Raw genomic sequence first — 23746 nt, 5'->3', positions numbered from 1 at the left:
AGGCACCGGGGCAATATGCACCGGCAAACAAGAATGCTTCTTATTTTCATTGTATCCAAATCCTACATCGTCATTGCACCAACCTGCGCACCAACGCCTGAGTGCGGACGCTCGGCGCGAGCACCATCGTGGGCTGATTCCACCTTCGTTGAAACCAGTCGGAGCGACGGCATTGAGTCGACCGGAATCAGCGGTGCAGCGCGAAATGGGGCCTTCGAGGCGAAGCACGGCGCACCGAAGAATCGACTGGCCACTTCCAAACGGTGAAGCGGTCGTCCAACAATGGAAGCCTTCAACGGCAGGTGTTGGTCGTCCCTGTCACTCTCGCTTTGCACAGTGAAGGGCGTAGATCAGCCTGAGGCCATCGTTAGAAAGTCTGCAGTTGCCAACTGCTCCGCAGCGATTGCTGCTGCTCACGGCCACCTCGTGACCTATCAGTTGCAGCCACATGGTGGTCATCCAAGCTTCAGGGCTGGCGGCATCGCCAGATGCTTCGCTCCTCATCCGCGCCTGATCAAGGACAGTCACTCTGCACGGCTGGCTGATCTTGGGTGCGCTCAGCACCACGGCCAGGGCGCCTTCGATGCGACGTTAGGTCACAGCCCGCAAGGCTGCATGGTGATTCAGCGACAGCCTTTCGCCGGAAGTTCTGTGTGCTCCTGCAGGCCGCGCTTCGCCGCTGGCCAGCGCGGGCGCGCCCCGAAAAAACTAAAGATCAGTGGCGTTCCGCACTCCGCGCCGGATGTGCCGTCTTGCGGCACATCCGGCCCTACCCCTTGAAACCTGGCCGAATTGCCTTATTATTAGCACTCGTTGGGTATGAGTGCTAACAATCCTCTGTCCCACATTGCTTCGAATGCCGGCCCGCCGGGCCGGCAAGTCTTTGTTTCAACTTTGTTGATGATTTAGGAGTTGGTATGAACCTGCGTCCCCTGCACGATCGCGTGATCGTCAAGCGCCTCGAAAACGAAACCAAGACGGCTTCGGGCATCGTGATCCCCGACAACGCCGCCGAGAAGCCCGACCAGGGCGAAGTGCTGGCAGTGGGTCCCGGCAAGAAGAACGACAAGGGTGAAGTGATCGCCCTGAACGTGAAGGTCGGCGACCGCGTTCTGTTCGGCAAGTACAGCGGCCAGACCGTCAAGGTCCATGGCGACGAACTGCTGGTGATGAAGGAAGACGACCTGTTCGCGGTCGTCGAAAAGTAATCCACGCGCTTCGAAACCGCACTTTCCAACTGAATCCGGAGAATTGAAATGGCAGCAAAAGACGTAGTTTTCGGCGGCGAAGCACGCGCTCGCATGGTTGAAGGCGTGAACATCCTGGCCAACGCGGTCAAGGTCACGCTGGGCCCCAAGGGCCGCAACGTGGTGCTGGAGCGCTCCTTCGGCGCCCCCACCGTGACCAAGGACGGCGTGTCGGTCGCCAAGGAAGTGGAACTCAAGGACAAGCTGCAGAACATGGGCGCCCAGCTCGTGAAGGAAGTGGCCTCCAAGACCAACGACATCGCCGGTGACGGCACGACCACCGCCACCGTGCTGGCACAGGCCATCGTCCGCGAAGGCATCAAGTACGTGGCCGCCGGCCTGAACCCCATGGACCTCAAGCGCGGCATCGACAAGGCTGTCGCCGCCCTGGTGGAAGAGCTGAAGAAGCAATCCAAGGCCACCACCACCTCCAAGGAAATCGCCCAGGTCGGCTCGATCTCCGCCAACTCCGACGAATCCGTGGGCAGCATCATTGCCGAAGCCATGGACAAGGTCGGCAAGGAAGGCGTGATCACCGTTGAAGAAGGCAAGTCGCTGGCCAACGAACTCGACGTCGTCGAGGGCATGCAGTTCGACCGCGGCTACCTGTCGCCCTACTTCATCAACAACCCCGAAAAGCAGGTTGCCCTGCTGGACAACCCCTTCGTGCTGCTGTTCGACAAGAAGATCAGCAACATCCGCGACCTGCTGCCCACGCTGGAAGCCGTGGCAAAGGCCGGCCGTCCCCTGCTGATCATTGCAGAAGACGTCGAAGGCGAAGCCCTGGCAACGCTGGTGGTCAACACCATCCGCGGCATCCTGAAGGTTGTGGCTGTCAAGGCTCCTGGCTTCGGCGACCGCCGCAAGGCCATGCTGGAAGACATCGCCATCCTGACGGGCGGCAAGGTCATCGCTGAAGAAGTGGGCCTGGCGCTGGACAAGGTGACCCTGGAAGACCTGGGCCAGGCAGTGCGCATCGAAATCGGCAAGGAAAACACCACCATCATCGACGGTGCTGGCCAAGCTGCTGAAATCGAAGCCCGCGTCAAGCAGATCCGCATCCAGATCGAAGAAGCCACCAGCGACTACGACCGCGAAAAGCTGCAAGAGCGCGTGGCCAAGCTGGCCGGCGGCGTGGCCGTGATCAAGGTCGGCGCTGCCACCGAAGTCGAGATGAAGGAAAAGAAGGCCCGCGTTGAAGACGCCCTGCACGCTACCCGCGCTGCTGTGGAAGAAGGCATCGTGGCCGGCGGCGGCGTGGCTCTGCTGCGTGCCAAGCAAGCCGTGGGCGAACTGAAGACCGGCGACGCCGAGCAGGACGCCGGCATCAAGCTGATCATGAAGGCCATCGAAGCGCCCCTGCGCGAAATCGTGGCTAACGCCGGTGGCGAGCCCTCGGTGGTGGTCAACGCCGTGCTGAACGGCTCGGGCAACTACGGCTTCAACGCCGCCAACGACACCTACGGCGACATGCTGGAAATGGGTATCCTGGACCCGACCAAGGTGACGCGTACGGCCCTGCAGAACGCCGCTTCCGTGGCATCGCTGCTGCTGACGACCGAAGCCATGATCGCCGAGTCCCCCAAGGCTGAAGGCGCCCCCGCCATGCCCGACATGGGCGGCATGGGTGGCATGGGCGGCATGGGCATGTAATTGCCCGCCGCAACCGGGCAGGCCTTGCGCCATACCCGGTTTGCCCCGCAAGAAAAAGGCCGCCCTCGGGCGGCCTTTTTCATTGCATGAACGCTGTTGCCGATGTCCTCAGGACACGGCCTGGCCCCAGGCCCGGCCCAGGCGCGCCACGGCCTCGGTGATCTGGGGCACGGTGGGCGCCGCATACGACAGGCGCATGCACAGGCCGGCCTGCTGCGCCGCCTCGGCCGGGAAGAAGGCCTTGCCTGGCACATAGAGCACGCCCTGCTCCACAGCGGCCGTGAACAGCGCCCGGGCCAGGGCCTCGGGCTCGCCCGCATGCCGTTGTGGCGGCAGCAGCTGCGCCCAGACGAACATGCCGCCCGCAGGCCGCACGAAGCGGATCTGCTCGCCCAGGGCCGACTGCATGCCCGAGCACAGCGCATCCATGCGCGCCGCGTACTCGGCGCAGGCCTGGGCCAGCTGGGGTGCATAGCGGCCCGAGCGCAGATAGTGCGCGGCGATCATCTGCGCCAGCGGCGAGGTGCACAGGTCAGCCGTCTGCTTGGCGATGGTGCAGCGGCGCAGCAATTGGGCGTCGGCCAGCATCCAGCCGATGCGCAGCGCAGGCGCCACGGTCTTGGACAGGCTGGACAGGTAGACCACGGGGTTGGACTGGGCACCGCACTGCGCCAGGCCCGTTTCGTAGATCGACGGCTCGCGCTGGCCGGTAAAGCGCAGCTCGCCATAGGGGTCGTCCTCGACGATGACAAAGCCGTGCTGGCGCGCCAGCGCCACCAGGGCCTCGCGCCGCGCCGCGGGCAGCAGCGTGCCGCCCGGGTTGGAGAAGTTGGGCACGGTGTAGAGCAGCTTGGGGCGGCGCGCATGGGGCCACTGGGCCAGCAGGCTGGCCAGGGCACCGGTGTCCAGGCCGTGTTCATCCGTGGGCACGGCCACGACCTGTGCCTGGGCCAGCTTGAGCGTCTGCAGCGTGGCCGGGTAGGCGGGCACCTCGACCAGCACCGGATCGCCAGGCTCCACCAGCACCTTGACCAGCAGGTCGAAGGCCTGTTGCGAGCCCGTGGTCACGATCATGTCGGCTGGCGTGCAGGCAATGCCGCGCGTGGCGCACAGCGCGGCCAGGGCTTCGCGCAGCGGCAGCTGGCCTTCGCTGGCGCCGTACTGCAGGCTGGCGGCAGCGTCCTGCTGCAAAGCGGCCATCGCGGCCTGTTGCAGGCCTTCGGCATCGAACAGGCTGGGCGAGGGATAGCCGCCCGCCAGCGAGAGCATGCCGGGGCGGCTCAGATAGGGAAACAGCTCGCGTATGGGCGAGCCTTCGGGGTGCGCGAACAGCGGGTTGAACAGATGGGCGGTGGGCGACTGAATGCCCAGGTCTGCAGTGCTCATGAAGGCCTCTTGCGGCTTTGCAAAAAACAAAGGGGCGCGTGCACAGGCCTGGCGCCTGCGCATGCGCCCCGGGAAAGGGGATACAGGGTGGATGCCGGCCAAAGCCGGCATCCAGGCAGCCGGTCAGGCCACAGCCTGGGCGGCCTGGGTGCGCAGCGCGCTGCGCAGCTGGTCAATGGAGCGCTGCTGCGCCTGCTCGTACAGCGCGATCTCGTCATGCACGCGGGCACCCAGGTCGGCCTCGAAGGCCTGCTGGGCCGCATGGGCCGCGTACTGCTTTTGCTCTTCGCCGCCCAGATTGGACTGGAAGATGCCGGCCGCGCTCACGGGCAGGAAGTCTTCATAGACGATGGGCTCGGCCTGGGCCAGGCCGCGGGCGATCAGGGCGTCCAGGTCCGAGGCGGCGGCCGCGGCGGCCTCGCCTGCGGCCAGGGCGGCTCCCTCGTCGCTCAGCGTGAAGCGGTAGAAGGCCAGGTCCTGGCGGCGCAGTTGCTCATGGGTGTCGGGGAAAGCCTCGAAGACCTGGGCCAGGCGGCTGCCGTAGTCGGGTGCGGCACTGCCCGCGCTGCCCATGTCGCGCACCTGGGCCAGCAGCTGGTCGTAGAGCGCGCGGCCCTTGCGCGTGAGCGCCACGCCGCGCTGCTCGATCTCGCCGAAGCGCGCCGTGTGCGAGCCTGCGCCCGTGGCATCGCCGGCAAAACGCACGGTCTCCTTGAGCGCCTTGAAGCTGGTCTGGCGCAGCAGGATGGGGCAGGCGCGGCGCGGCGGGCCTTCGACCACGTCCTTGGCGTCCATGCCGCGCTCGGGCATGGCGGCCTGGGCGGCATCGATGTCCAGGGTGCGCGGCGTCAGGTGGTTGATGTGCGGGCCCTTGAAGCAGACCACGTCGGCGATCAGGCGGTGGGCCTTGTGCAGCGCGTCGTAGGTGGCGCCGTCCACGGTGGACTCGCTGTGCCAGCGGAAGGTCTCCAGCGCCTCGCCGACGAATTCATCGGCCTCGGCATCGGTGAGGCCGCCGTTGGCCTCGGACTGGGCGATCAGCGCCAGCGCGCGCTCGGTGAAGATGTTGCGGCGCGCCAGGATGGCGGCGGCCTGGGCGCGCAGCGCCTCGTCGGCGATCAGGTCCAGGCGCAGCAGCGAGGTGAAGACGCGGAAGGGATTGGCCAGCAGAGCGGCATCGCTGACGGGACGGAAGGCCGTGGAGTGCACGGGCACGCCGGCCACCGACAGGTCGTAGTAGCCCACGGGCTCCATGCCCATGATGGCGAACAGGCGGCGCAGCATGGACAGCTCGGCGGCCGTGCCCACGCGGATGGCGCCGTGGCGCTCCACGCCCAGGCGGGCCAGCTCGCCGCTGCGCTGCATCCGGGCCAGCAGCTCAGGCTCGGCCTGCAGCGTGCGCTGGTTGATGTCGGCCACGAGTTCGATCAGCGTGCCGTACTGGGGCACTTCATCGCGGTACATCTCGGACATGGCGCTGGAAAAGCGCGCGCGGATCTCGTCGGAAGGCACGAAGGCGTTGGCGGACGTAGAAGACATGGTGCTTGTGGGGACTGATGGTGGGGCCGCAGATCAGCCTGCGGCATGGTGAATTCCTGGCACGCATGCTAGGTCTGCGCCTTGAGCCTGGTCAAACGATAATCGGGCCCATAGGTCATTCCCAAACAGAATGGTCCCTCCCACGATTGCCCCACCGCTCCCTGCCATGCTGCTGTCCCGCCGTTTCCTGCCTCCCATGTCCCTGCTGTGCGCCTTCGAGGCGGCGGCCCGGCACCAGAGCTTCACGGCAGCTGCGGCCGAGCTGCACCTGACGCAAAGCGCCGTCAGCCGCCAGATCCGCGCGCTGGAGGAGCGGCTGGAGGCGGAGCTCTTTGTGCGCGAGCGCCAGACCGTGCGCCTGAGCCCGGCCGGCCAGGCCTATGCGCAGGAAATCCGGGGCGCGCTGATGCGCATCTCCACGGCCACGCTGGGTTTTCGGGCCAACCCGCGCGGCGGCAGCCTGAACCTGGCCATCCTGCCCACCTTCGGCACGCGCTGGCTGGCGCCGCGCCTGCCGCAGTTCTTCAGCGCCCACCCGGGCATCACTATCAACCTGACGACGCGGCTGTCCCAATTCGACTTCCAGCTCGAAGCCGTGGACGCCGCCATCCATTTCGGCCTGCCGCACTGGCCGGGCGCCGAGCTGGCCTTTCTGATGAGCGAGACCGTGGTGCCTGCCTGCAGCCCCGCCCTGCTGGCCCAGCATGGCTTTGCCCAGCCCCAGGACCTGCTGCAGGCGCCGCTGCTGCACCTGGCCTCGCGCCCCGATGCCTGGCAGCGCTGGCTGTCCGTGCACCACGCGCCCATGGCCGAGGGCCAGGGCATGCTGTTCGACCAGTTCGCCACCGCCGCCCAGGCCGCCATCGCCGGCGTGGGCGTGGCCTTGCTGCCACGCTTTCTGATCGAGCGCGAACTCGCACAGGGCGATCTGGTGCGTGCCCTGCCCCATCTGCCCGAGATGGAAAGCGCCGAGCGCTACTACCTGGCCTGGCCCACGAGCCGCGGCAACTACCCGCCGCTGCAAAGCCTGCGCGAGTGGCTGCAGCAGGCGGCCCAGGATTTCATGCGGGACGGCCCGCAGCCCTGACGCCCGCAGCGCCTGCCACCAGCGCCTGCAGCGCGGCCACCGGAAGCTGCCCGGCCAGGCCGATGGCCACGATGGCGGGCACCTGCTGCTGTTGCGCGGGCGCTGATGCGGCGCGCAGCCGGCCGCTGCGCCCGGCAAACTGAAGCTCGCTCCACTGGCCCGCCCCGGTCTGCACCACGCCCTTGAGCCGCAGCACGCCAGCCGGCATGGCCTGCAGCCACGCCTGCAGGGCCGTCTCGCACAGCCCTCCGGGCGGCTGGCAGGACCAGGTCTCGAACTGCCGGCCATGCATGGGGCGCGCAGTACCAGTACCCCATGAGACCTCCCGCGCACCACGCAGGAGGGCTGCGCCGCTGAGCAACTCCACGGGCACCCGGGCTTCGCGCACATCGCAGCGTTGCGCGGCTGGCGCGTGGCTGGCTATCCAGCCGTGCACGCGCTCCAGGGTCCGGGTATCGGCCAGATCGGTCTTGTTGACGATGACCAGGTCGGCCCGGGCCACCTGGCGCTGCAGCGTGTCGGCCAGCAGCGGATCGGCGGCCTGCGAGAGCAAGGTGCCGGCATCCAGCACCACGATGACTCCATCGAGCGCCAGACCCGGATCGGCCAGGCCCAATTGGGCGATGCGCCAGGGGTCGGAGACGCCGCTGGCTTCGACCACCACGGCGTCGAAGCGCTCGCGCTGCTGCAGCACGCCGATCAGGGCCATGGACAGGTCATCGCCGATCTGGCAGCACACGCAGCCATTGGTCAGCGCGATGGTGTCGCCGCTGTGGTCCTTGATCAGGCCTGCATCGATGTTGAGCGCGCCGAAGTCGTTGACCAGCACGGCCAGCCGCTGGCCATCCGCATGGCGCAGCCAGTGGTTGAGCAGCGTGGTCTTGCCGGCGCCCAGGAAGCCGCCGATGACCGTGAACGGCAACCGCTGTCCCATGTCATGCCGCCTTGAAGACGCGCCCCGACAGCACCGTGCCCCACACCCGGAGGTCCTTGAGCACCATGGGGTCCAGGGACAGCGGATCGTCCTCCAGCACGCAGAAGTCGGCGCGCTTGCCGCATTCGATGCTGCCGATCTCGTGGTCCAGCTTCAGTGTCCAGGCCGCGCCCAGCGTGACGGCATGCAGGGCCTGGGCCACGGTCAGGCGCTCGGCCGCGCCCAGCACGCGGCCCTTGGGCGTGATCCGGTGGACCGCGCACCAGGCGGTGAACAGCGGCCCCAGCGGCGTGACGGGCGCATCCGAATGGATGGCCAGCGGCACGCCGGCGGCCAGCGCGCTGGCGCAGGCATCGAGCCGCATGGCGCGGTCCGGCCCCATGGTCATCTCGTAGTGCTGGTCGCCCCAGTACCAGAGGTGGTTGGCGAACAGGTTGGCGCACAGGCCCAGCGCCGCCATGCGGCGAAACAGCGGCGCATCGATCATCTGGCCATGCTGCAGCGTGTGACGGTGGTCGGGCCGGGGGGCGCGGGCCAGCACGCGGCCTATGGCGTCGATGGCGGCCTCGCTGGCCTCGTCGCCATTGGTGTGCGTATGGATGAGCAGGCCTGCGCGGTGGTAGGTCTCGAAATCGGCCTCGTACTGCGCGGGCGCGGTGACCCAGATGCCGTTGGGCGCGCCGTTGTAGTGACCGGGCCAGCGCAGGCGCGCCGAAAAGCCCTGGATGGAGCCGTCCAGCATCATCTTGACCAGGCCGTAGCGCAGCCGGTCGGTGTTGCGCGCCATGAGCGCGCGCACATGCCCGGCACCGCCCTCGGCGCCATGCGTGCCGTGAAACGCCTGGAAGGCCGGCAGGATGCGGATGGGCACCTGGTCGTCGGCCAGCGCGGCCTCCAGCACGCGGCAGTCCTGCTCACCCAGTTTGTTGACCAGGTCCGTGGCCGTGGTCACGCCCTGGCGGCAGGCCAGGCGGGCAAAGGAGCGCACGCCAGCCTCGGTCATGGGCGCCAGCAGCCCGGCGTTGCCGATCTTGCGCAGCACCAGGAACATGGCGGCCGGCTCCTGCAGTTCGCCCGTGGGCTCGCCGGCCAGGGCGTGGCCGGGTGCAAAGCGCACCACGCCCTCGACCTCGTTGTCACGCGTGATCTCGGCCAGGCGCAGCATGGCGCTGTTGACGTTCATCAAATGGCCGTTGGCGTGCGAGATCACGACGGGACGGCCTCCTGCGGCCCGGTCCAGGTGCTCCACCGTCATGCGCTCGCCGCCGAAGTAGATGGGATCGAACCCCCAGGCGATCAGCGGCTGGCCGGGCGGCAGGCCCTGCGCATCCATGCGCGACGCCACCTCGGCCAGGCGGTCCACCACGGCATCCATGGAGCGCAGGCCGGGCCAGGTCTTTCCGTCGGGGTCGCGCCGGTCGAACCAGCCCGTGTATGTCCAGTCCCACATGCTGCCTTCCTTGAGGTGGCAGTGGCCCTCCACCAGGCCGGGCAGCAGCACCTGGTCGGCAAAGCGCTCGTCGATGCGGCATTCGCCCCAGGCCGTGCAGCGCGCAAGGTCCCCGACCGCGAGGATGCGCCCGTCGCGCACGGCCACGTGCGTGGCCTCGGGCTGCATGGGGTTCATGGTGATGATCTTGCGGGCGGCGTAGACGGTGATGCTCATGGTGGCGGGTGCTCCGGGTTCACAGGGCCAGCGGCGCGCGCGGCACGCCATCGATGTGGTCCACGCGGATGCAGCGCACCCAGTGGCCGGGGGCGGCTTCGCGCAGCGGTGGGGCCTCGGCCGAGCACGCAGGCACGGCCACGGGGCAGCGCCCGGCGAAGCGGCAGCCCGCGGGCGGGTCGATGGGGCTGGGCGGATCGCCGGCCAGCCGGATGCGCCGCGCCGCGCGCTCGCGCCCGCCGCGCACCGTGGGCACGGCCGACATCAGGGCCACGCTGTAGGGATGCAGCGGCCGCGCAAAGAAGGCCTGGCGCGGTGCGCGCTCCACGATCTGGCCCAGGTACATGACGGCGATGTCGTCGCAGATGTGCTCGACCACGGCCATGTCGTGCGAGATGAACAGGTAGCTCAGGCCCAGCTCGCGCTGCAGCCGCGCCAGCAGGTTGAGGATCTGGGCGCGGATGGCGATGTCCAGCGCCGACACGGGCTCGTCGCAGACCACCAGTTCGGGCCGCGTGGCCAGGGCGCGCGCGATGTTGATGCGCTGGCGCTGGCCGCCCGAGAACTGGTGCGGGAACAGCTGGCGCTGTTCGGTCCGCAGGCCGACCTGGGTGAACAGCTCGGCCACGCGCGCCTCGCGCTCGGCCGGCGTGCCCACGTCCATCAGGTCCAGCGGAGCGCGCACCGCATCGCCCGCGCGCTGTCGCGGATTCAGCGAGGAGAACGGGTCCTGGAACACGATCTGCATGCGCCGCCTCGCCTGGCGCAGGGCCTCACCCGACAGGCCGCCCAGGTCGGTATCGCCCAGCTGCATGCGGCCCGCCGTCACGGGCGCCAGGCGCATCACGGCCAGCGCCGTGGTGGTCTTGCCCGAGCCCGACTCGCCCACCACGGCCAGCGTGCTGCCGCGCCGCAGGCTGAAGGACACGCCGTCCACGGCCTTGACCACCTCGGGCCTGCCGAACAGGCCCTTGCCCGGGCGCGGAAAGTGGACCTGGAGATCGTCCACCTGCAAGAGGGTATCGTCCATGCGTGCGTTCATGCCAGGGCCTCCGTATGGGCTCGGATGCGGGAAGCGGGAGCGTGCAGCCAGCAGGCCACGCCGTGGGATGGATCATCCAGCGCGACCAGCGGCGGAGCTTCGCTGGCGCAGCGCGGCTGGGCCTCGCGGCAGCGCGCACGGAAGGCGCAGCCGCTGCCCAACTCCCAGATCGAGGGCACGACGCCGGGGATCTCGGGCAGCTCGGTGCGCCCGCCTGCCTGGCTGCTGCCCAGCTCGGGCAGGCAGGCGATCAGGCCGCGCGTGTACGGATGGGCGGGCGCCGACAGCACCTGCTCGCAGCGGCCCTGCTCGATCACACGGCCCGCATACATGACCATGACACGGTCAGCCATCTCGGCCACGGCTCCCATGTCGTGCGTGATCAGCACGATGGCCGTGCCCTTGTCGCGCTGCAGCTCGCGCAGCAGGTCGAAGATCTGCGCCTGCACGGTCACGTCCAGCGCCGTGGTGGGCTCGTCGGCGATCAGGATGTCGGGCCGGCAGGCCAGGGCCATGGCGATCATCACGCGCTGGCGCATGCCGCCCGACAGCTGATGCGGGTACTCGTGCACGCGCCGCTCGGGCGCGGGGATGCCGACCTGCCGGAGCATTTCCACGGCGCGTTGGCGCGCGGCGCCCGCGTCCAGGCCGGCGTGCAGGCGCAGCGGCTCGGCGATCTGCTCGCCCACGGTGAGCACCGGGTTCAGCGAGGTCATCGGCTCCTGGAAGATCATGGAGATGCGGTTGCCGCGCACCTGGCGCATATGGGCCTCGCCGGCGGCCACCAGGTCCTCGCCCTGGAAGCGCACCTGCCCGCCCGTGATGCGGCCCGGAGGCGAGGGAATGAGGCGCAGCAGCGCCAGCGCCGTCATGCTCTTGCCGCAGCCGGATTCGCCGACCACGCACAGGGTCTCGCCCGCGCGCAGATCGAAATCCACGCCGTTGAGCACCATCGCCTGGCCGCGCCGGCCCTGGAAGGCCACGCGCAGGCCGCTGACTTGCAACAGGGGGGTGTCGGTGTCCATCAGCGCTCCCTCAGCTTGGGGTTGAGTGCATCGTTGAGGCCGTCGCCGATCAGGCTGACGGCCAGCACGGTGACGAAGATGGCGGCACCGGGAAAGGCCACGGCCCACCAGCACGACAGCAGGTACTGGCGGGCCGACCCGATCATCAGGCCCCAGCTCATCTGGTTGGGGTCCCCCAGGCCCAGGAAGGACAGGCCGGCCTCGAACAGGATGGCGGCGCCCACGGCCAGCGTGGCCGACACCACCAGCGGCGGCAGCGCATTGGGCAGGATCACCTTCCAGATGATGCGGCCGTGGCGCGCGCCGATGGCGCTCTCCGCGCGCACGAATTCAAGCTGGCGGATGCGCATGAACTCGGCCCGCGTCAACCGCGCCGTGGCCGGCCAGCTCACGCTGCCGATGGCCAGCGTGACCGTCACCAGCGAGGGCGAGAACAGCGTCACCACCACCATGGCGAACAGCAGCGCAGGCAGCACCTGGAAGAACTCGGTCACGCGCATCAGCAGCGCATCGACGCGGCCGCCGTAGTAGCCGGCCATCGCCCCCAGCGTCACGCCGATGCACACCGACAGCAAAGCCGCGAAGGCGCCCACCATCAGCGTGGCGCGGCCGCCGTGGATGATGCCCGTGAGCACGTCGCGCCCCAGCTGGTCGCTGCCCAGCCAGGCCTCCTCGCTGAACGGCGGGCTCAGCGGCATGGTGCGGATCTCGAACGGGTCCGCAGGCCAGATCCAGGGGCCGGCGATGGCCACCAGCAGCACGATGAGCAGCATGGCCATGCCGGCAATGGCCGAGGGGTTGCGCAGGAACATGCGCAGCGCTTCGCGCGCCGGGTGCTCGGCATGGGCTGCAGCCTGAGGCGCCGCGACGCTCGCCACGGACACGGAAGGTGGTGTGATGGCATTCATGGTCTCAGGCCGCCTTGATGCGGGGATCGATCAGCCGGTAGCACAGGTCGGTGACGAGGTTCATCACGACCACGACGATGGAGGAGAACAGCAGCACGCCCAGGATGGTCGGGTAGTCGCGCCGCAGCACCGAGTCGAAGGCCAGCCGCCCCAGGCCCGGCCAGTTGAAGACCGTCTCCACGATGATGGCGCCGGCCATGACGTTGCCGAACTGCAGGCCCAGCATGGTCACCACGGGCAGCAGCGCGTTGCGCAGCGCATGGCGGTAGAGCACCACATGCTCGGCCAGCCCCTTGGCGCGCGCCGTGCGGATGTAGTCGGCGCCCAGCACGTCCAGCATGGACGAGCGCGACAGCCGGCTGTACTGCGCCAGGTAGACCAGGGCCAGTGTCAGCGCGGGCAGCACCAGGTGCCGTGCCACATCCAGCAGGTCGGCAAGGCCTTCGCCGCCTGCGGCATCGGCAGAGCGCATGCCCGACACCGGCAGCACGGGCCACCAGGAGGCAAACGCCAGCACCAGCAGCATGCCGGTCCAGAACACGGGCGCCGCAAAGCCCACCAGGGACAGCACGGTGATGCACTGCGACAGCAGGCCGTTGGGCCGGCGCGAGGACAGCACGCCCAGCAGCGTGCCCACCACGAAGGCCGTGAGCACGGCGGCCAGCACCAGCAGCAAGGTGGCGGGCACGCGCTCGGCAATCATCTGCGCCACCGGCAGGTTGAAGAAGTAGGAGTAGCCCAGATCACCACTGGCCACGCGCGCCAGGTAGATGCCCAGCTGCACGGGCAGCGGCCGGTCCAGCCCGTAGCGTGTGCGCAGCTCGGCCATGAGCTCGGGCTCCATGCCGCCGCTGGCGCCGGCAATGGTCTCCACGGGATCGCCGGGCGCCGCATGCACCAGCATGAAGTTCAGCACCACCACGGCCAGCACCAGCGCCAGGCCCTGCAGCAGCCGCTTGAGGAGTGTGCGGAGAAATGCCATGGCCGGGTCCTCCTGGATTACTTCAAGAAAATCTCGTCGTAGGGCGAGGCCGGCCCCCAGACCGTGGTCGGCAGGTTGCCCACGTTCTTGCGCGCAGCCGTGTGGTAGGGCGAGTTGTTGATGAAGATCACGGGCAGCTCGTCGGTCACGGTCTTCTGGAAGGCCGCATAGAGCTTCTTGCGCTCGGCCGTGTCCAGCGTGCTGCTGGCCGTGTTCAGCAGCTCGTCCACCTTGGGATTGCGGTAGGACTGGGTGTTGGTCCAGACCACGGGCTTGATGTTGGTGGACAGGTAGCTGCGGTGCACGCCGATGACCGGGTCGCCCCAGTTGAAGACGATGTCCATGGACAGGTCGAAGTCATGCGTGGCCAGCCGCCGGGACCAGGCCGGGAAATCGGCCGAGGCCCTTACATCGACGGCGATGCCCACCTTCTTGAGCTGGGCGCGCACGTACTCGGCCACGTTCTTTTGCTGCTCGTCCGTGCCCGGCAGGTAGTCGATGGTGATCTTGAAGCGCTCGCCATTGGCCCCGGGCTTGAGGCCGGCCTCGTCCAGCAGGGCCGCCGACTTCTTGAGGTCCAGCGGATAGCGCACCAGGTCGGCCGAGGCAAAGGGGCTGGCTGCCACGATGGGGCCGTCGGCCACGCTGGCGAAGCCGCCCATCAGCGCCTTGGTGATGAAGTTCTTGTCGATGGCATGCGCAATGGCCTTGCGCACGCGCACATCGTCCAGCGGCTTCCTGTCGGTGTTGATGGCCAGCCAGTTGATCGAGCCTATGCCCTCGAAGCCCTTGCCGGTCAGCGTGATCTGGGGATTGGTGGACAGGCGCTTCAGGTCGATGGAGGCCTGCAGGTAGGGCACCATCTGCACGTCGCCGCGCTCCAGGCTCAGCAGCAGGCTGGAGGAGTCGGGCACGATGTTGAAGACCAGCTTGTCCAGATAGGGGCGGCCGGGCAGGAAGAACTTGTCGAAGCGCTCCATCACGATGCGCTGGCCCGCGCGGAACTCGGTCAGCTTGAACGGCCCCGAGCCCACCACGTCGGCGCTGTTGCGCGCATGGGTCTTGAGGTCGGCACCGTCGCCATAGATGTGCCTGGGCAGTATGGGCGCCAGCGCCGGGCTCATGGCCAGCAGGATGGCCGGATGCGGCGCGTTCATGCGGATGATGGCCGTGTAGGGGTCGGGCGTGTCCACCTTCTCCACGGGCCCCAGCATGGTCTGGAACGGGTGGTTGGCCTTGATGGCCATGATGGAGAAGGCCACGTCGGCCGAGGTGATGGGCTTGCCGTCGTGGAACACGGCATTCCTGCGCAGGTTCAGGGTCAGCGACTTGCCGTCCTCGGCCAGCTTCCAGGACTCGGCCAGGTAGGGCTGGGGCTTCCACTGGTCATCGAAGCGCAGCGGGCTGGCGAACAGCTGGGTGGAAGGCATGGCCGTGGCAATGCCCGATTGCACGGCGCCGTTCAGGTGCCGTGGCACCTGGGTGCTGCCCACGATCAGGGTGCCGCCGCGCTGCGGCTCCTGGGCCTGGGCCTGCAGCGGCGTGGCCGCCAGGCCCGCCAGCGCGCCGGCCAGGGCCAGGGCCGCCAGGGCGCGGCGTCGGAAAGTGATGGTGTGCATGGACTGTCTCCCTCGTTGGATCGCCAGGCCGCGCGGCTCGCTGCCTTCAATCCAGAATACGCAACAAGGGCGCGGGCCGCGGGGGCCACAGCCGTCCAAACGTAGGAGCCAGAGGCCCGGTGTTTACCCGCGTCGGCCGGCCCAAACCTTTACTTGCCCGCACCCGCACCGCAACATGGCGCCGACCGCGCGCCCTCTGCCCGGCCGCGCCAAGAACGCCCCCCGATTGCCTCCGTTGCGCCATGAGCACCCCTTCCGCCACAGACCCACGCCACCAGTGGGCCCGCCTGTTCGCGCTGCCCGAGCAGCCCGGCCTTCCCCTGAAGGACCGCCTGCGCCTGGCCCTGGTCCAGCCCATCCTCGAAGGCCGCCTGCCGCCCGGCGCGGCCATGCCGCCCTCGCGCGAGCTGTCGCGCCTGCTGGAGGTGTCGCGCAATACCGTGACCACGGTCTACGAGCAGCTCGTGGATGAAGGCTTTCTGGAAGCCCGCCCGCGCAGCGGCGTGTTCGTGGCCCGGGATTCGCGCCTGGCTGGTGTGGACGGCGCCGTGGCCCTGCCTGCGGCAAGTCCCGGGGAGCCCGCACCGGACTGGTCTGCACGCGTGCTGCGCTCGCTGACGGACAGGCACACGCTGTCCAAGCCGCTGCAGTGGCGCGAGTACCCCTACCCCTTCGTCTACGGCATGCACGATCCCGCGCTGTTTCCCACCGAAGGCTTCCGGGAATGCTGCACGCGCAGCCTGGCGCGCGCCCAGCTGCCGCACTGGACGCCGGACTTCGAGACCGACGATGTGCCCGACCTGATCGAGCAGATCCGCCTGCGCCTGCTGCCCCGGCGCGGCGTGTTCGCGCTCAAGGAAGAGATCCTGGTCACCGTGGGCGCGCAGCAGGCCTTCTACCTGCTGGCCGACGCGCTGCTGGACCCCTCGCAGCGCCTGGGCTTCGAGGAGCCAGGCCACCCGCATGCGCGCAACACCTTTTCGCTGCGCCGCCCGCATTGGGTGCCCGTGGCCGTGGATGGAGAAGGTGTGGTGGTCGATGGCCTGCCGCCGCTGGACTACCTGTTCGTCACGCCCTCGCACCAGAGCCCCACCACCGTGACGCTGAGCCTGCAGCGGCGCGAGCAACTGCTGCGCCGCGCCGAGCAGGGCGATTTCGTGATCATCGAGGACGACTACGAGGCCGAGAACCTCTACCAGGGCACGCCCATGCCCGCGCTCAAGAGCCTGGACAAGGGCGGGCGTGTGATCTATGTGGGGTCGCTGTCCAAGAGCCTGTCGCCCGCGCTGCGGCTGGGCTACATCGTCGCGCCGCGCGCGCTGATCGACGAGTTGCGCGTGCTGCGCCATGCCATGGTGCGCCACCCCAGCGCCTTTCTGCAGCACGCCTATGCGCTGTTCCTGTCGCTGGGCCACCATGAGGCCCATGCGCGCCGCGTGAACCAGGCCATGCTGGAACGCGTGGCTCAGGTGGACCGCTCGCTGCGCGCGCACCTGCCGGATTTCATCTTCCGCCAGCCCCAGGGCGGCGCGTCGCTGTGGGTGCAGGCACCGGCCTGGCTGGACGCCGATGCGCTGGCCGCCGTGGCGCGCCGCCACGGCGTGCTGATCGAGGCAGGCAGCGCGTTCTTTGCGACGCCGCGCCAGCCCTGCCCCTTTTTCCGGCTGCGCCTGTCCTCCATTGCCACCGATCAGATCGATGCAGGCATTGCAGCACTGGCACAGGCGGTGGCCGAACTGGCCCGGTCGCGATGACCGGGTCCGGGCCCGTGGTCACTGCTGCGCGTAGGACTCCAGCGGCTTGTCGTTGGGCTTTTGCAGCAGCTGCTTGAGCATGTCGCTCATGGGCAGGTTCAGCGGGGCATTCTTGGGCGGAATGGGCTGCACGAACCACTTGTCGTAGATCTTCGCCACTTCGCCCGAGGCCATCATGCCCACCAGCACGTCGTCCACAGCCTTCTTGAAGGCGGGATCGTCGCGGCGAAACAGGATGGCGATGGGCTCGGAGCCCAGCACCTCGCCCACGATCCTGAAGCCTGCAGGGTTCTTGGAGTTGGCGATGACGCCGGCCAGCAGGTTGTCGTCCAGCACGAAGGCATCGGCACGGCCCGATTCGAGCATCAGAAAGCTCTCGAAATGGTCCTTGCCCAGCGAGGTGGGCAGGTTCACGCCATTGTCGCGCCCGTACTTGCGCAGCAGCTGCACGGCAGTCGTACCGGCCGAGGCCGCCACGGGCTTGCCGTCGAGCTGCTTGAAGGAGGTGATGCCCGAGTCGGCGCGCACGGCCATGCGCACCTGGCTCACGTAGGTGGTCACGGCAAAGGCCACCTGCTTTTGGCGCGCGAGGTTGTTGGTGGTCGGGCCGCAGCCGATGTCCACGGTGCCGTTCTGCACCAGGGGCATGGTGTTCTGCGAGGTCAGGGCCATGTACTCGATCTTGGCCTTGGGCACGATCTGGGCCAGCACCTTCTCGCACAGCTCGACGTGGTAGCCCACGTACTTCTGCGTGGTCCCGAAGGCATAGGCCATGGGCGCCGAGCTTTCGCGCACGCCCATCACCACCTTGCCTGTGCTCTGGATCTTGTCCAGCGTGCCGGCCGCTTCCTGTGCATGGGCAGCGCCAGTTGCCGCCACCACACATGCCATCGCCACATGGGCCAGTACGAATCGCATCGAGGGTCTCCTTGGATAGTTGTTGCAGGTCCGAAGGCGCGCTGCGCCTCCACCCTGCCGAGCCGCCGTCACTGGCTGCATGCAAGCAGGGCCGCCGTCAAGGCGATTGCATCAACTATCGAGCAATCAGGCGCCTGTGCATAACGATGAAATGGAAGAAGGTCATGCTCCACCCACATGACCCGGCACCCTGCTGGTGCGCCGCGGGGGCCACAGGCCCGCAGCGCCCGGTCAGCCGGCCGACCCTGCCGCAAGCCGGTGCATGAGGCCCTGCGTCGAGGCATCGACGCCCTGCCAGTCGCCGCTGTCCTGGCGCGCATGCAGCTGGCGCGCCAGGTGCTTGCCCAGCTCCACGCCCCATTGGTCGAAGCTGTTGATGCCCCAGACCGCACCGGCCGAGAAGACACGGTGCTCGTACAGTGCGATCAGGGCACCCAGCGATGCCGGGTCCAGCTGCTGCAGCAGCAGGAAACTGCTGGGTCGGTTGCCCGCGCAATGGCGCTCCGCACCCTCGCCGTGGCGCCCCTCCATCAGGGCCTGGGCCTGGGCAATGGCGTTGACGACCAGGCTCTGGTGATGGGCGCCCAGGTATTTGCCGCCATCGCGCAGCGCGATGAATTCCACGGGAATCACGTCCTGGCCCTGGTGCAGCATCTGGAAGAAGGCATGCTGGCCATTGGTGCCGGGCTCGCCCCATATCACGGGCGCCGTGCGCACGGGCAGTGTCTGCCCGTCGCGCGTCACGCCCTTGCCGTTGCTCTCCATCTCCAGCTGCTGCAGATAGGCGGTCAGCCGCCGCAGGCCATGGCTGTAGGGGGCAATGCAGCGGCTGGAGAAGCCGCAGAAATCGCGGTACCAGACGTCCAGCAGGCCCAGGCGCAGCGGCAGGTTGCCCTCCACGCCGGAGGAAAAGAAATGCGCGTCCATGGCATGGGCGCCGTCCAGCAGCGCACGGAACTGCGCCGCCCCGATGGCGATGGCCACCGGCAGGCCGATGGCCGACCACAGCGAAAAACGACCGCCCACCCAGTCCCAGAATCCCAGCGTGCGGCGGATGCCGAAGTCGGCTGCGGCCTGCACATTGGTGGTGAGCGCCACGAAGTGCCGGTCGATGGAGCACGCGGCCTGCGGGTCCTCGCTGCCGCCCTGCTCCAGGAACCACCGGCGCGCCGAGTGCGCGTTGAGCATGGTCTCGGCCGTGGTGAAGGATTTGGAGGCGATCAGGAACAGCGTGCTGTGCGGGCGCACGCGGCGCAGCACATGGCCGAGCTCATGGCCATCGACGTTGGAGACGAAATGGAAATTCTTGCCCGCATCGACCCAGTCCTCCAGCGCATTGACCACCACTTCGGGGCCCAGGTGCGAGCCGCCGATGCCGATGTTCACGATGTCGGTGATGCCCTCGTCGCCACGCACCTGCTCGGCCAGGGCCAGCATGGCGTCCAGCGTCTCGTGCACCTGGGCCAGCGCCTCGTGCATGGCCGGCTGCCACTGCTGCACGGTGGCGCAGTGGCGCAGCTGGCCGCCGTCGCGCGGCATGCGCAGCAGCCAGTGCATGACGGCGCGGCCCTCGGTGCAGTTGACGGGCTCGCCGGCCAGCATGGCGTTGCGCTGGGCCAGCACGCCGGCCTGCTGCGCCAGCTCGCGCAGCAGCGTCTCGGTGGCTTCGGTCCAGAGGTTCTTGGACAGGTCGGCGAAGACATGCGGGGCCTGCTGGCTCAGCGCGTCCAGCCGGCCCGCGTCCGCGGCAAAGGCCTGGCGCAGATCCAGGGACCGGATGTCTTCGTTGAAATGGCGTTCAAGTGCCGACCAGGCCGGCAAGGTGTTGCACAAAACGGGCAAGATCTTCATCCAATCAGTCTGCGGCCTGCTGCATCAATGCTTCGAGCTTGCGGGTGTCGGCAGCGAAGGCGCGTATGCCTTCGGCCAGCTTCTCGGTGGCCATGGCGTCCTCGTTGAGGGCCAGGCGGAAACCGGCCTCGTCGTAGTGCACGGGATCGAGGGCCAGGGTCCGCGCGGCCTCGGGGTCCAGGGCGCGCGCCAGGGGCGCATCGCTGGCGCCCAGCTGGGCCAGCAGTTCGGGGGCGATGGTCAGCAGGTCGCAGCCCGCCAGCGCCACGATCTGGCCCGTGTTGCGAAAGCTCGCGCCCATGACCTCGGTGGCGATGCCGAAGTGCTTGTAGTGCTCGTAGATGGCGCGCACGGAGCGCACGCCGGGATCGTTGGCGCCGGCCATGGCGGCCTCGTCCCACTGGGCGCCGGCCTGCTTCTTGTACCAGTCGTAGATGCGGCCCACGAAGGGCGAGATCAGCTGCACCTTGGCCTGGCCGCAGGCCACGGCCTGGCAGAACGAGAACAGCAGGGTGAGGTTGGTGTGGATGCCGCGCAGCTCCAGCTGGCGCGCCGTCTCGATGCCTTCCCAGGTGGAGGCGATCTTGATGAGCACGCGGTCGATGTGCACGCCTTCGGCCTGGTACAGCTCGATCAGGCGCTCGGCACGCGCCACGGTGGCCGAGGTATTGAACGACAGGCGCGCATCGACTTCAGTGGAGACACGGCCCGGAATGGTGTTCAGGATCTCGCAGCCGAAGCGCACCAGCATGCGGTCCATGACCTCGTCGAGGCTGCGGCCCTTGTACTGGGCCACGGTGGCACGCATCAGCGGTGCGTACTCGGGCTTTTGCACCGCCTTGAGGATGAGCGAGGGATTGGTGGTCGCATCCCGCGGCTGGAACTGGGCCAGTTGGTGGAAGTCGCCGGTATCGGCCACCACGGTCGTGTACTGTCGAAGCGCATCAAGCTGGTTCATGGAACATCCTTTGGGCGGGAGCCTGGCGAGGGGCGGCATCGCACCAGGGCGGTGCGGTTGTACCGGCAAATCCTCCGAGTGTATGCGCCCGCATGGTTTGCATTGGCGTCAGGAAAGTAAGCGAAGGCTGCCGCTCATGCAAAATGCGCGCTGGACCTGCCTTGCGGCAACCGCTTCCCTTTACCCATAGAACAACGCCCACCGCCTAATGCTGGACCGCATCACCGCCTCGCTGCCCTCGCTTGCTCCCGCCGAACAACGCGTGGCCCGCCTGGTGCTGGCCGATCCTCGGGCCTTCGCACGGCAGCCGGTGCGCGAACTGGCCGAGCGTGCCCATGTCAGCAAGCCGACGGTGGTGCGCTTTTGCCGCAGCATGGGCTACGACGGCCTGGCCGACTTCAAGCTCAAGCTGGCCGGCAGCGTCAGCGAGGGCGTGCCCTTCATCCACCGCAGCGTGGACACCGACGACAAGACCAGCGACGTGATGGTCAAGGTGGTGGACAACGCCGTGGCCGCCTTCCTGCAGTACCGCAATGCCGCCAGCACCACGGCCATAGAGCAGGCGGCGCAGGCCATCGCCTCGACCTGGCAGACGGGGCGGCGCATCGAGTTCTACGGCGCAGGCAATTCGGGCATCGTGGCGCAGGACGCGCAGCACAAGTTCTTTCGCCTGGGCGTGACCAGCCTGGCCACCAGCGACGGCCACATGCAGGTGATGAGCGCCACCCTGCTGGGACCCGGCGACTGCGCGGTGATCATTTCCAACTCGGGCCGCACGCGCGACCTGATGGACGCCGCCGACATCGCGCGCAAGAACGGCGCCACCACGATTGCCATCACCGCCAGCGGCTCGCCCCTGGCCTCGGCCTGCCACATCCATCTGGCCGCCGACCATCCCGAGGGCTACGACCGCTACAGCCCCATGGTGTCGCGCCTGCTGCACCTGCTGGTCATCGACGTGCTGGCCACCTGCGTGGCGCTGCGCATCGGCCCGGCCCTGCAGCCTGCGCTGGAGCAGATGAAGAACAACCTGCGGGCCAAGCGCTACACGTAGCACCGGCCCCCAGGCCCACCCGCCTCGTTCAGCCCTGCCAGCGCCGGAGCACCAGCGAGGCGTTGACGCCACCAAAGCCGAAACCGTTGACCAGGGCATGCTCCATGGCCCAGGGCCTTGCCGCGCCGGCGATCAGGTCCAGCCCCTGGGCCAGGGGATCGGGCTCCACGAGATTGCGCGTGGCCGGCGCCATCTGGTCGCGCAGCGCCAGCACCGTGAAGATGGCAGCCACCGCGCCCGCCGCGCCCAGCAGATGGCCCGTGGCCGACTTGGTGGAGCTGATCGCCACGCCGCTGCCCTCGCCAAACAGGGAGCGCATGGCCGCCAGCTCGCCGCGGTCGCCCACGGGCGTGGAGGTGGCGTGGGCATTGAGGTACTGCAGCTGATCCGGCGACAGCCCGGCCATGGCCAGCGCCTGTGCCATGCTGCGGCGCGCGCCGTCGCCATCTTCCGGGCCCGAGGTGATGTGATAGGCATCGGCACTGGTGCCGTAGCCCACCACTTCGGCCAGCGGCACGGCGCCGCGCGCCAGTGCGTGGTCCAGTCCCTCCAGCACCAGGGCGCCCGCGCCCTCGCCCATGACAAAGCCGTCGCGGCCTGTGTCGAAGGGGCGCGAGGCCTCTTCGGGCCGGTCGTTGTATCCCGTGGAAAGGGCCTTGGCCGCCGCGAACGCGCCCAGGCTCACGCGGTCGATGGCCGCCTCGGCGCCGCCGCACAGCGCCACGTCGGCCTCGCCCGAACGGATCATGCGCAGGCCGTCGCCCAAGGCCTGCACGCTGGCTGCGCAGGCAGTGACCGGCGCACCCAGCGGGCCCTTGAGCCCATGGCGTATCGACACATGCCCGGCCGCGAGATTGACCAGGAAAGACGGCACGGTGAATGGCGACAGGCGCGACACCCCCCGGCTGTCCGTGGTGCGCACGGCCTGGGCAATGGCGCCAAAGCCGCCGATGCCCGAGCCAATGATGCAGGCCGTGCGCGTGCGCTCGTCCTCGCTGGCCGGCTGCCAGCCGGCCTGGGCCAGGGCCTGGTCCGAAGCGTCCAGTGCCAGCGGAATGAAGCGGTCCATCTTGCGCTGGTCCTTGGGCGAGACCACGGTATCGATGTCCCAGCCGCCTTCCGGGTCGTGGGCCAAGTCGGGCACCTGGCCTGCCACCTGGCCCGGCACATCGGGCGCCAGATCCTCGGGCAGCCGGCTCAGGCCCGATGCGCCGGACAGCAGCCGGCGCCAGGCCAGTTCAGTGCCCCGCCCCAGCGGCGAGACCATGCCCATGCCCGTGATGACCACGCGGCGTGCGAGAGGACCCGTGCTCATGAACGCTCCCTGATGGACCATGCAGAGACTGCAGCGCGCACGGGGCACAGGCTGCTCGGGATTGAAGAGGCGTTCATCGGTTCTTCCCTGTAGAGTGCACAGCCCCTGCCGCAGATGGTGAGCATTGCCTGCAGGCACGGACTTATGATGATGGTCGTCATCATAAACGCATTTTGATGACAACCATAATCATTGGACAGTGCACATGAAAGTCACGAAAGCCCAGGCCGCGCAGAACCGGCAGGACATCCTCCAAGCCGCTGCGCGGCTGTACCGCGAGCACGGGCTGGACGGCGTCGGCGTGGCCGAGGTGACGCGCGGCGCGGGACTCACCCACGGCGGGCTCTATCGCCACTTCGAATCCAAGGACGCGCTGGTGCGCGAGGCCTGCGCACGCGCCTTCGACTGGTCCATCGCGCCGCTGGACGGCCTGCAGGGTGAACAGGCCGGCAGCCTTGCCGCGCGCGTGCAGTCCTATCTGTCGCCGCAGCACCGCGACAGCCCCGGCGAGGGCTGCCCCGCTGCGGCGCTGGCCGTGGACGTGGCTCGGGCAGGTGGTGATCTTTCAGCGGTGTTCGCCGAAGGGGTGGAACGCAACATCGGCAGGTTTGCGCGCGTGATCGGCACACTTGGCGACGATCAGGCACCCGATGCCGCACAGCGTGCCCAGGCCATGGCCATGCTCAGCAGCATGGTGGGCGCCCTGGTCCTGGCACGTGCCACGGTCGCCGCCAATCCAGCCTTGTCCGACGAGATCCTGGAAACGGTAAAGGCCCACCTTCTTGCGACCGAGGGACAGCCCCGCTGA

The 23746-nt window shown here is 68.4% G+C and carries 19 protein-coding genes; 6 read left to right on the top strand and 13 right to left on the bottom strand.

Features of this window, described 5'->3' with window-relative positions:
• The first annotated feature begins 917 nt into the window (after window positions 1-917).
• Together groES and groL are read left to right on the top strand one after the other, a co-directional pair.
• Entirely contained in the window at window positions 918-1208 is a 291-nt protein-coding gene (gene groES, locus U6958_RS06740) for a co-chaperone GroES (protein ID WP_016445456.1), read from the top strand.
• Window positions 1209-1256: 48 nt separating this feature from the next.
• Complete coding sequence (gene groL, locus U6958_RS06735) at window positions 1257-2900, top strand: chaperonin GroEL (protein ID WP_016445455.1); 1644 nt, start codon at window positions 1257-1259, stop codon at window positions 2898-2900.
• A gap of 108 nt (window positions 2901-3008) precedes the next feature.
• Here the strand turns inward: groL and U6958_RS06730 are convergent, their stop codons facing one another.
• Together U6958_RS06730 and U6958_RS06725 are read right to left on the bottom strand one after the other, a co-directional pair.
• Complete coding sequence (locus U6958_RS06730) at window positions 3009-4286, bottom strand: PLP-dependent aminotransferase family protein (RefSeq protein ID WP_016450889.1); 1278 nt, start codon at window positions 4284-4286, stop codon at window positions 3009-3011.
• Window positions 4287-4409: 123 nt separating this feature from the next.
• Window positions 4410-5825, bottom strand: coding sequence for a VOC family protein (locus U6958_RS06725; protein ID WP_074921529.1), 1416 nt, complete (start codon window positions 5823-5825; stop codon window positions 4410-4412).
• 166 nt (window positions 5826-5991) lie between these two features.
• Here U6958_RS06725 and U6958_RS06720 point away from each other — a divergent pair, with 166 nt between their 5' ends.
• On the top strand, window positions 5992-6912 hold the full coding sequence (locus U6958_RS06720; RefSeq protein WP_012207461.1) for a LysR family transcriptional regulator: 921 nt from the start codon (window positions 5992-5994) through the stop codon (window positions 6910-6912).
• Here U6958_RS06720 and U6958_RS06715 read toward each other — a convergent pair.
• The 7 genes from U6958_RS06715 to U6958_RS06685 are packed head-to-tail and all read right to left on the bottom strand — an operon-like array spanning window position 6887 to window position 15088.
• Window positions 6887-7846, bottom strand: a complete 960-nt coding sequence (locus U6958_RS06715; RefSeq protein WP_034364477.1) for a GTP-binding protein — start codon at window positions 7844-7846, stop codon at window positions 6887-6889. The genes U6958_RS06720 and U6958_RS06715 overlap by 26 nt on opposite strands.
• 1 nt (window position 7847) lies before the next feature.
• Complete coding sequence (locus U6958_RS06710) at window positions 7848-9512, bottom strand: amidohydrolase (RefSeq protein ID WP_074921530.1); 1665 nt, start codon at window positions 9510-9512, stop codon at window positions 7848-7850.
• Between the two features lie 19 nt (window positions 9513-9531).
• Window positions 9532-10554 carry an ABC transporter ATP-binding protein gene (locus tag U6958_RS06705; RefSeq protein ID WP_074921531.1) on the bottom strand — a complete coding sequence of 341 codons (1023 nt, stop codon included), beginning with the start codon at window positions 10552-10554 and terminating at the stop codon, window positions 9532-9534.
• Window positions 10551-11579, bottom strand: a complete 1029-nt coding sequence (locus U6958_RS06700; protein ID WP_074921532.1) for an ABC transporter ATP-binding protein — start codon at window positions 11577-11579, stop codon at window positions 10551-10553. Before U6958_RS06700 ends, U6958_RS06705 begins: the two co-directional genes overlap by 4 nt.
• A complete protein-coding gene (locus U6958_RS06695; RefSeq protein WP_047218859.1) occupies window positions 11579-12487 on the bottom strand; it encodes an ABC transporter permease in 909 nt (302 codons plus the stop codon). Before U6958_RS06695 ends, U6958_RS06700 begins: the two co-directional genes overlap by 1 nt.
• Window positions 12488-12491: 4 nt before the next feature.
• On the bottom strand, window positions 12492-13469 hold the full coding sequence (locus U6958_RS06690; RefSeq protein ID WP_074921533.1) for an ABC transporter permease: 978 nt from the start codon (window positions 13467-13469) through the stop codon (window positions 12492-12494).
• A 17-nt stretch (window positions 13470-13486) separates the two neighbouring features.
• Window positions 13487-15088: an ABC transporter substrate-binding protein gene (locus tag U6958_RS06685; protein WP_016450882.1), complete on the bottom strand. Its 1602-nt coding sequence runs from the start codon at window positions 15086-15088 to the stop codon at window positions 13487-13489.
• 242 nt (window positions 15089-15330) lie between these two features.
• Between U6958_RS06685 and U6958_RS06680 the strand changes: the two genes are divergently transcribed.
• The gene (locus U6958_RS06680; protein ID WP_074921534.1) at window positions 15331-16842 is read left to right on the top strand and encodes a PLP-dependent aminotransferase family protein; all 1512 of its coding nucleotides are present in this window, start codon (window positions 15331-15333) and stop codon (window positions 16840-16842) included.
• 18 nt (window positions 16843-16860) lie between these two features.
• On the opposite strand, the gene U6958_RS06675 is transcribed toward U6958_RS06680, so the two are convergent.
• The 3 genes from U6958_RS06675 to tal all read right to left on the bottom strand — a co-directional run bounded on the left by U6958_RS06675 (window position 16861) and on the right by tal (window position 20569).
• Entirely contained in the window at window positions 16861-17760 is a 900-nt protein-coding gene (locus U6958_RS06675) for a transporter substrate-binding domain-containing protein (protein ID WP_047326428.1), read from the bottom strand.
• Window positions 17761-17991: 231 nt separating this feature from the next.
• The gene (gene pgi / locus U6958_RS06670; protein WP_074921535.1) at window positions 17992-19611 is read right to left on the bottom strand and encodes a glucose-6-phosphate isomerase; all 1620 of its coding nucleotides are present in this window, start codon (window positions 19609-19611) and stop codon (window positions 17992-17994) included.
• Window positions 19612-19615: 4 nt separating this feature from the next.
• Window positions 19616-20569 carry a transaldolase gene (gene tal, locus U6958_RS06665; RefSeq protein ID WP_074921536.1) on the bottom strand — a complete coding sequence of 318 codons (954 nt, stop codon included), beginning with the start codon at window positions 20567-20569 and terminating at the stop codon, window positions 19616-19618.
• 208 nt (window positions 20570-20777) lie between these two features.
• Here tal and U6958_RS06660 point away from each other — a divergent pair, with 208 nt between their 5' ends.
• On the top strand, window positions 20778-21623 hold the full coding sequence (locus tag U6958_RS06660) for a MurR/RpiR family transcriptional regulator (protein ID WP_016448717.1): 846 nt from the start codon (window positions 20778-20780) through the stop codon (window positions 21621-21623).
• Between the two features lie 28 nt (window positions 21624-21651).
• Here U6958_RS06660 and fabF read toward each other — a convergent pair whose 3' ends face one another.
• On the bottom strand, window positions 21652-22938 hold the full coding sequence (gene fabF / locus U6958_RS06655) for a beta-ketoacyl-ACP synthase II (RefSeq protein ID WP_074921537.1): 1287 nt from the start codon (window positions 22936-22938) through the stop codon (window positions 21652-21654).
• Between the two features lie 205 nt (window positions 22939-23143).
• On the opposite strand from fabF, the gene U6958_RS06650 reads away from it, so the two are divergent.
• Entirely contained in the window at window positions 23144-23746 is a 603-nt protein-coding gene (locus tag U6958_RS06650; protein ID WP_074921538.1) for a TetR/AcrR family transcriptional regulator, read from the top strand.

This window comes from Delftia lacustris (genome assembly GCF_040267515.1).
GTDB classification, from domain to species: domain Bacteria; phylum Pseudomonadota; class Gammaproteobacteria; order Burkholderiales; family Burkholderiaceae_C; genus Comamonas; species Comamonas tsuruhatensis.
Note: the sequence above shows the minus strand (reverse complement) of the source record. Positions and strands in the feature narration are given on the sequence as shown.

Bases quoted from the DNA above. Each gene is read 5' to 3' on its own strand.
- fabF (WP_074921537.1), bottom strand. From the start codon at position 22,938: ATGAGCACGGGTCCTCTCGCACGCCGCGTGGTCATCACGGGCATGGGC.
- U6958_RS06695 (WP_047218859.1), bottom strand. From the start codon at position 12,487: ATGAATGCCATCACACCACCTTCCGTGTCCGTGGCGAGCGTCGCGGCG.
- U6958_RS06715 (WP_034364477.1), bottom strand. From the start codon at position 7,846: ATGGGACAGCGGTTGCCGTTCACGGTCATCGGCGGCTTCCTGGGCGCC.
- U6958_RS06725 (WP_074921529.1), bottom strand. From the start codon at position 5,825: ATGTCTTCTACGTCCGCCAACGCCTTCGTGCCTTCCGACGAGATCCGC.
- U6958_RS06690 (WP_074921533.1), bottom strand. From the start codon at position 13,469: ATGGCATTTCTCCGCACACTCCTCAAGCGGCTGCTGCAGGGCCTGGCG.
- groES (WP_016445456.1), top strand. From the start codon at position 918: ATGAACCTGCGTCCCCTGCACGATCGCGTGATCGTCAAGCGCCTCGAA.
- groL (WP_016445455.1), top strand. From the start codon at position 1,257: ATGGCAGCAAAAGACGTAGTTTTCGGCGGCGAAGCACGCGCTCGCATG.
- U6958_RS06680 (WP_074921534.1), top strand. From the start codon at position 15,331: ATGAGCACCCCTTCCGCCACAGACCCACGCCACCAGTGGGCCCGCCTG.
- U6958_RS06710 (WP_074921530.1), bottom strand. From the start codon at position 9,512: ATGAGCATCACCGTCTACGCCGCCCGCAAGATCATCACCATGAACCCC.
- U6958_RS06650 (WP_074921538.1), top strand. From the start codon at position 23,144: ATGAAAGTCACGAAAGCCCAGGCCGCGCAGAACCGGCAGGACATCCTC.
- U6958_RS06720 (WP_012207461.1), top strand. From the start codon at position 5,992: ATGCTGCTGTCCCGCCGTTTCCTGCCTCCCATGTCCCTGCTGTGCGCC.
- tal (WP_074921536.1), bottom strand. From the start codon at position 20,569: ATGAACCAGCTTGATGCGCTTCGACAGTACACGACCGTGGTGGCCGAT.
- U6958_RS06675 (WP_047326428.1), bottom strand. From the start codon at position 17,760: ATGCGATTCGTACTGGCCCATGTGGCGATGGCATGTGTGGTGGCGGCA.
- U6958_RS06700 (WP_074921532.1), bottom strand. From the start codon at position 11,579: ATGGACACCGACACCCCCCTGTTGCAAGTCAGCGGCCTGCGCGTGGCC.
- U6958_RS06730 (WP_016450889.1), bottom strand. From the start codon at position 4,286: ATGAGCACTGCAGACCTGGGCATTCAGTCGCCCACCGCCCATCTGTTC.
- U6958_RS06705 (WP_074921531.1), bottom strand. From the start codon at position 10,554: ATGAACGCACGCATGGACGATACCCTCTTGCAGGTGGACGATCTCCAG.
- pgi (WP_074921535.1), bottom strand. From the start codon at position 19,611: ATGAAGATCTTGCCCGTTTTGTGCAACACCTTGCCGGCCTGGTCGGCA.
- U6958_RS06660 (WP_016448717.1), top strand. From the start codon at position 20,778: ATGCTGGACCGCATCACCGCCTCGCTGCCCTCGCTTGCTCCCGCCGAA.
- U6958_RS06685 (WP_016450882.1), bottom strand. From the start codon at position 15,088: ATGCACACCATCACTTTCCGACGCCGCGCCCTGGCGGCCCTGGCCCTG.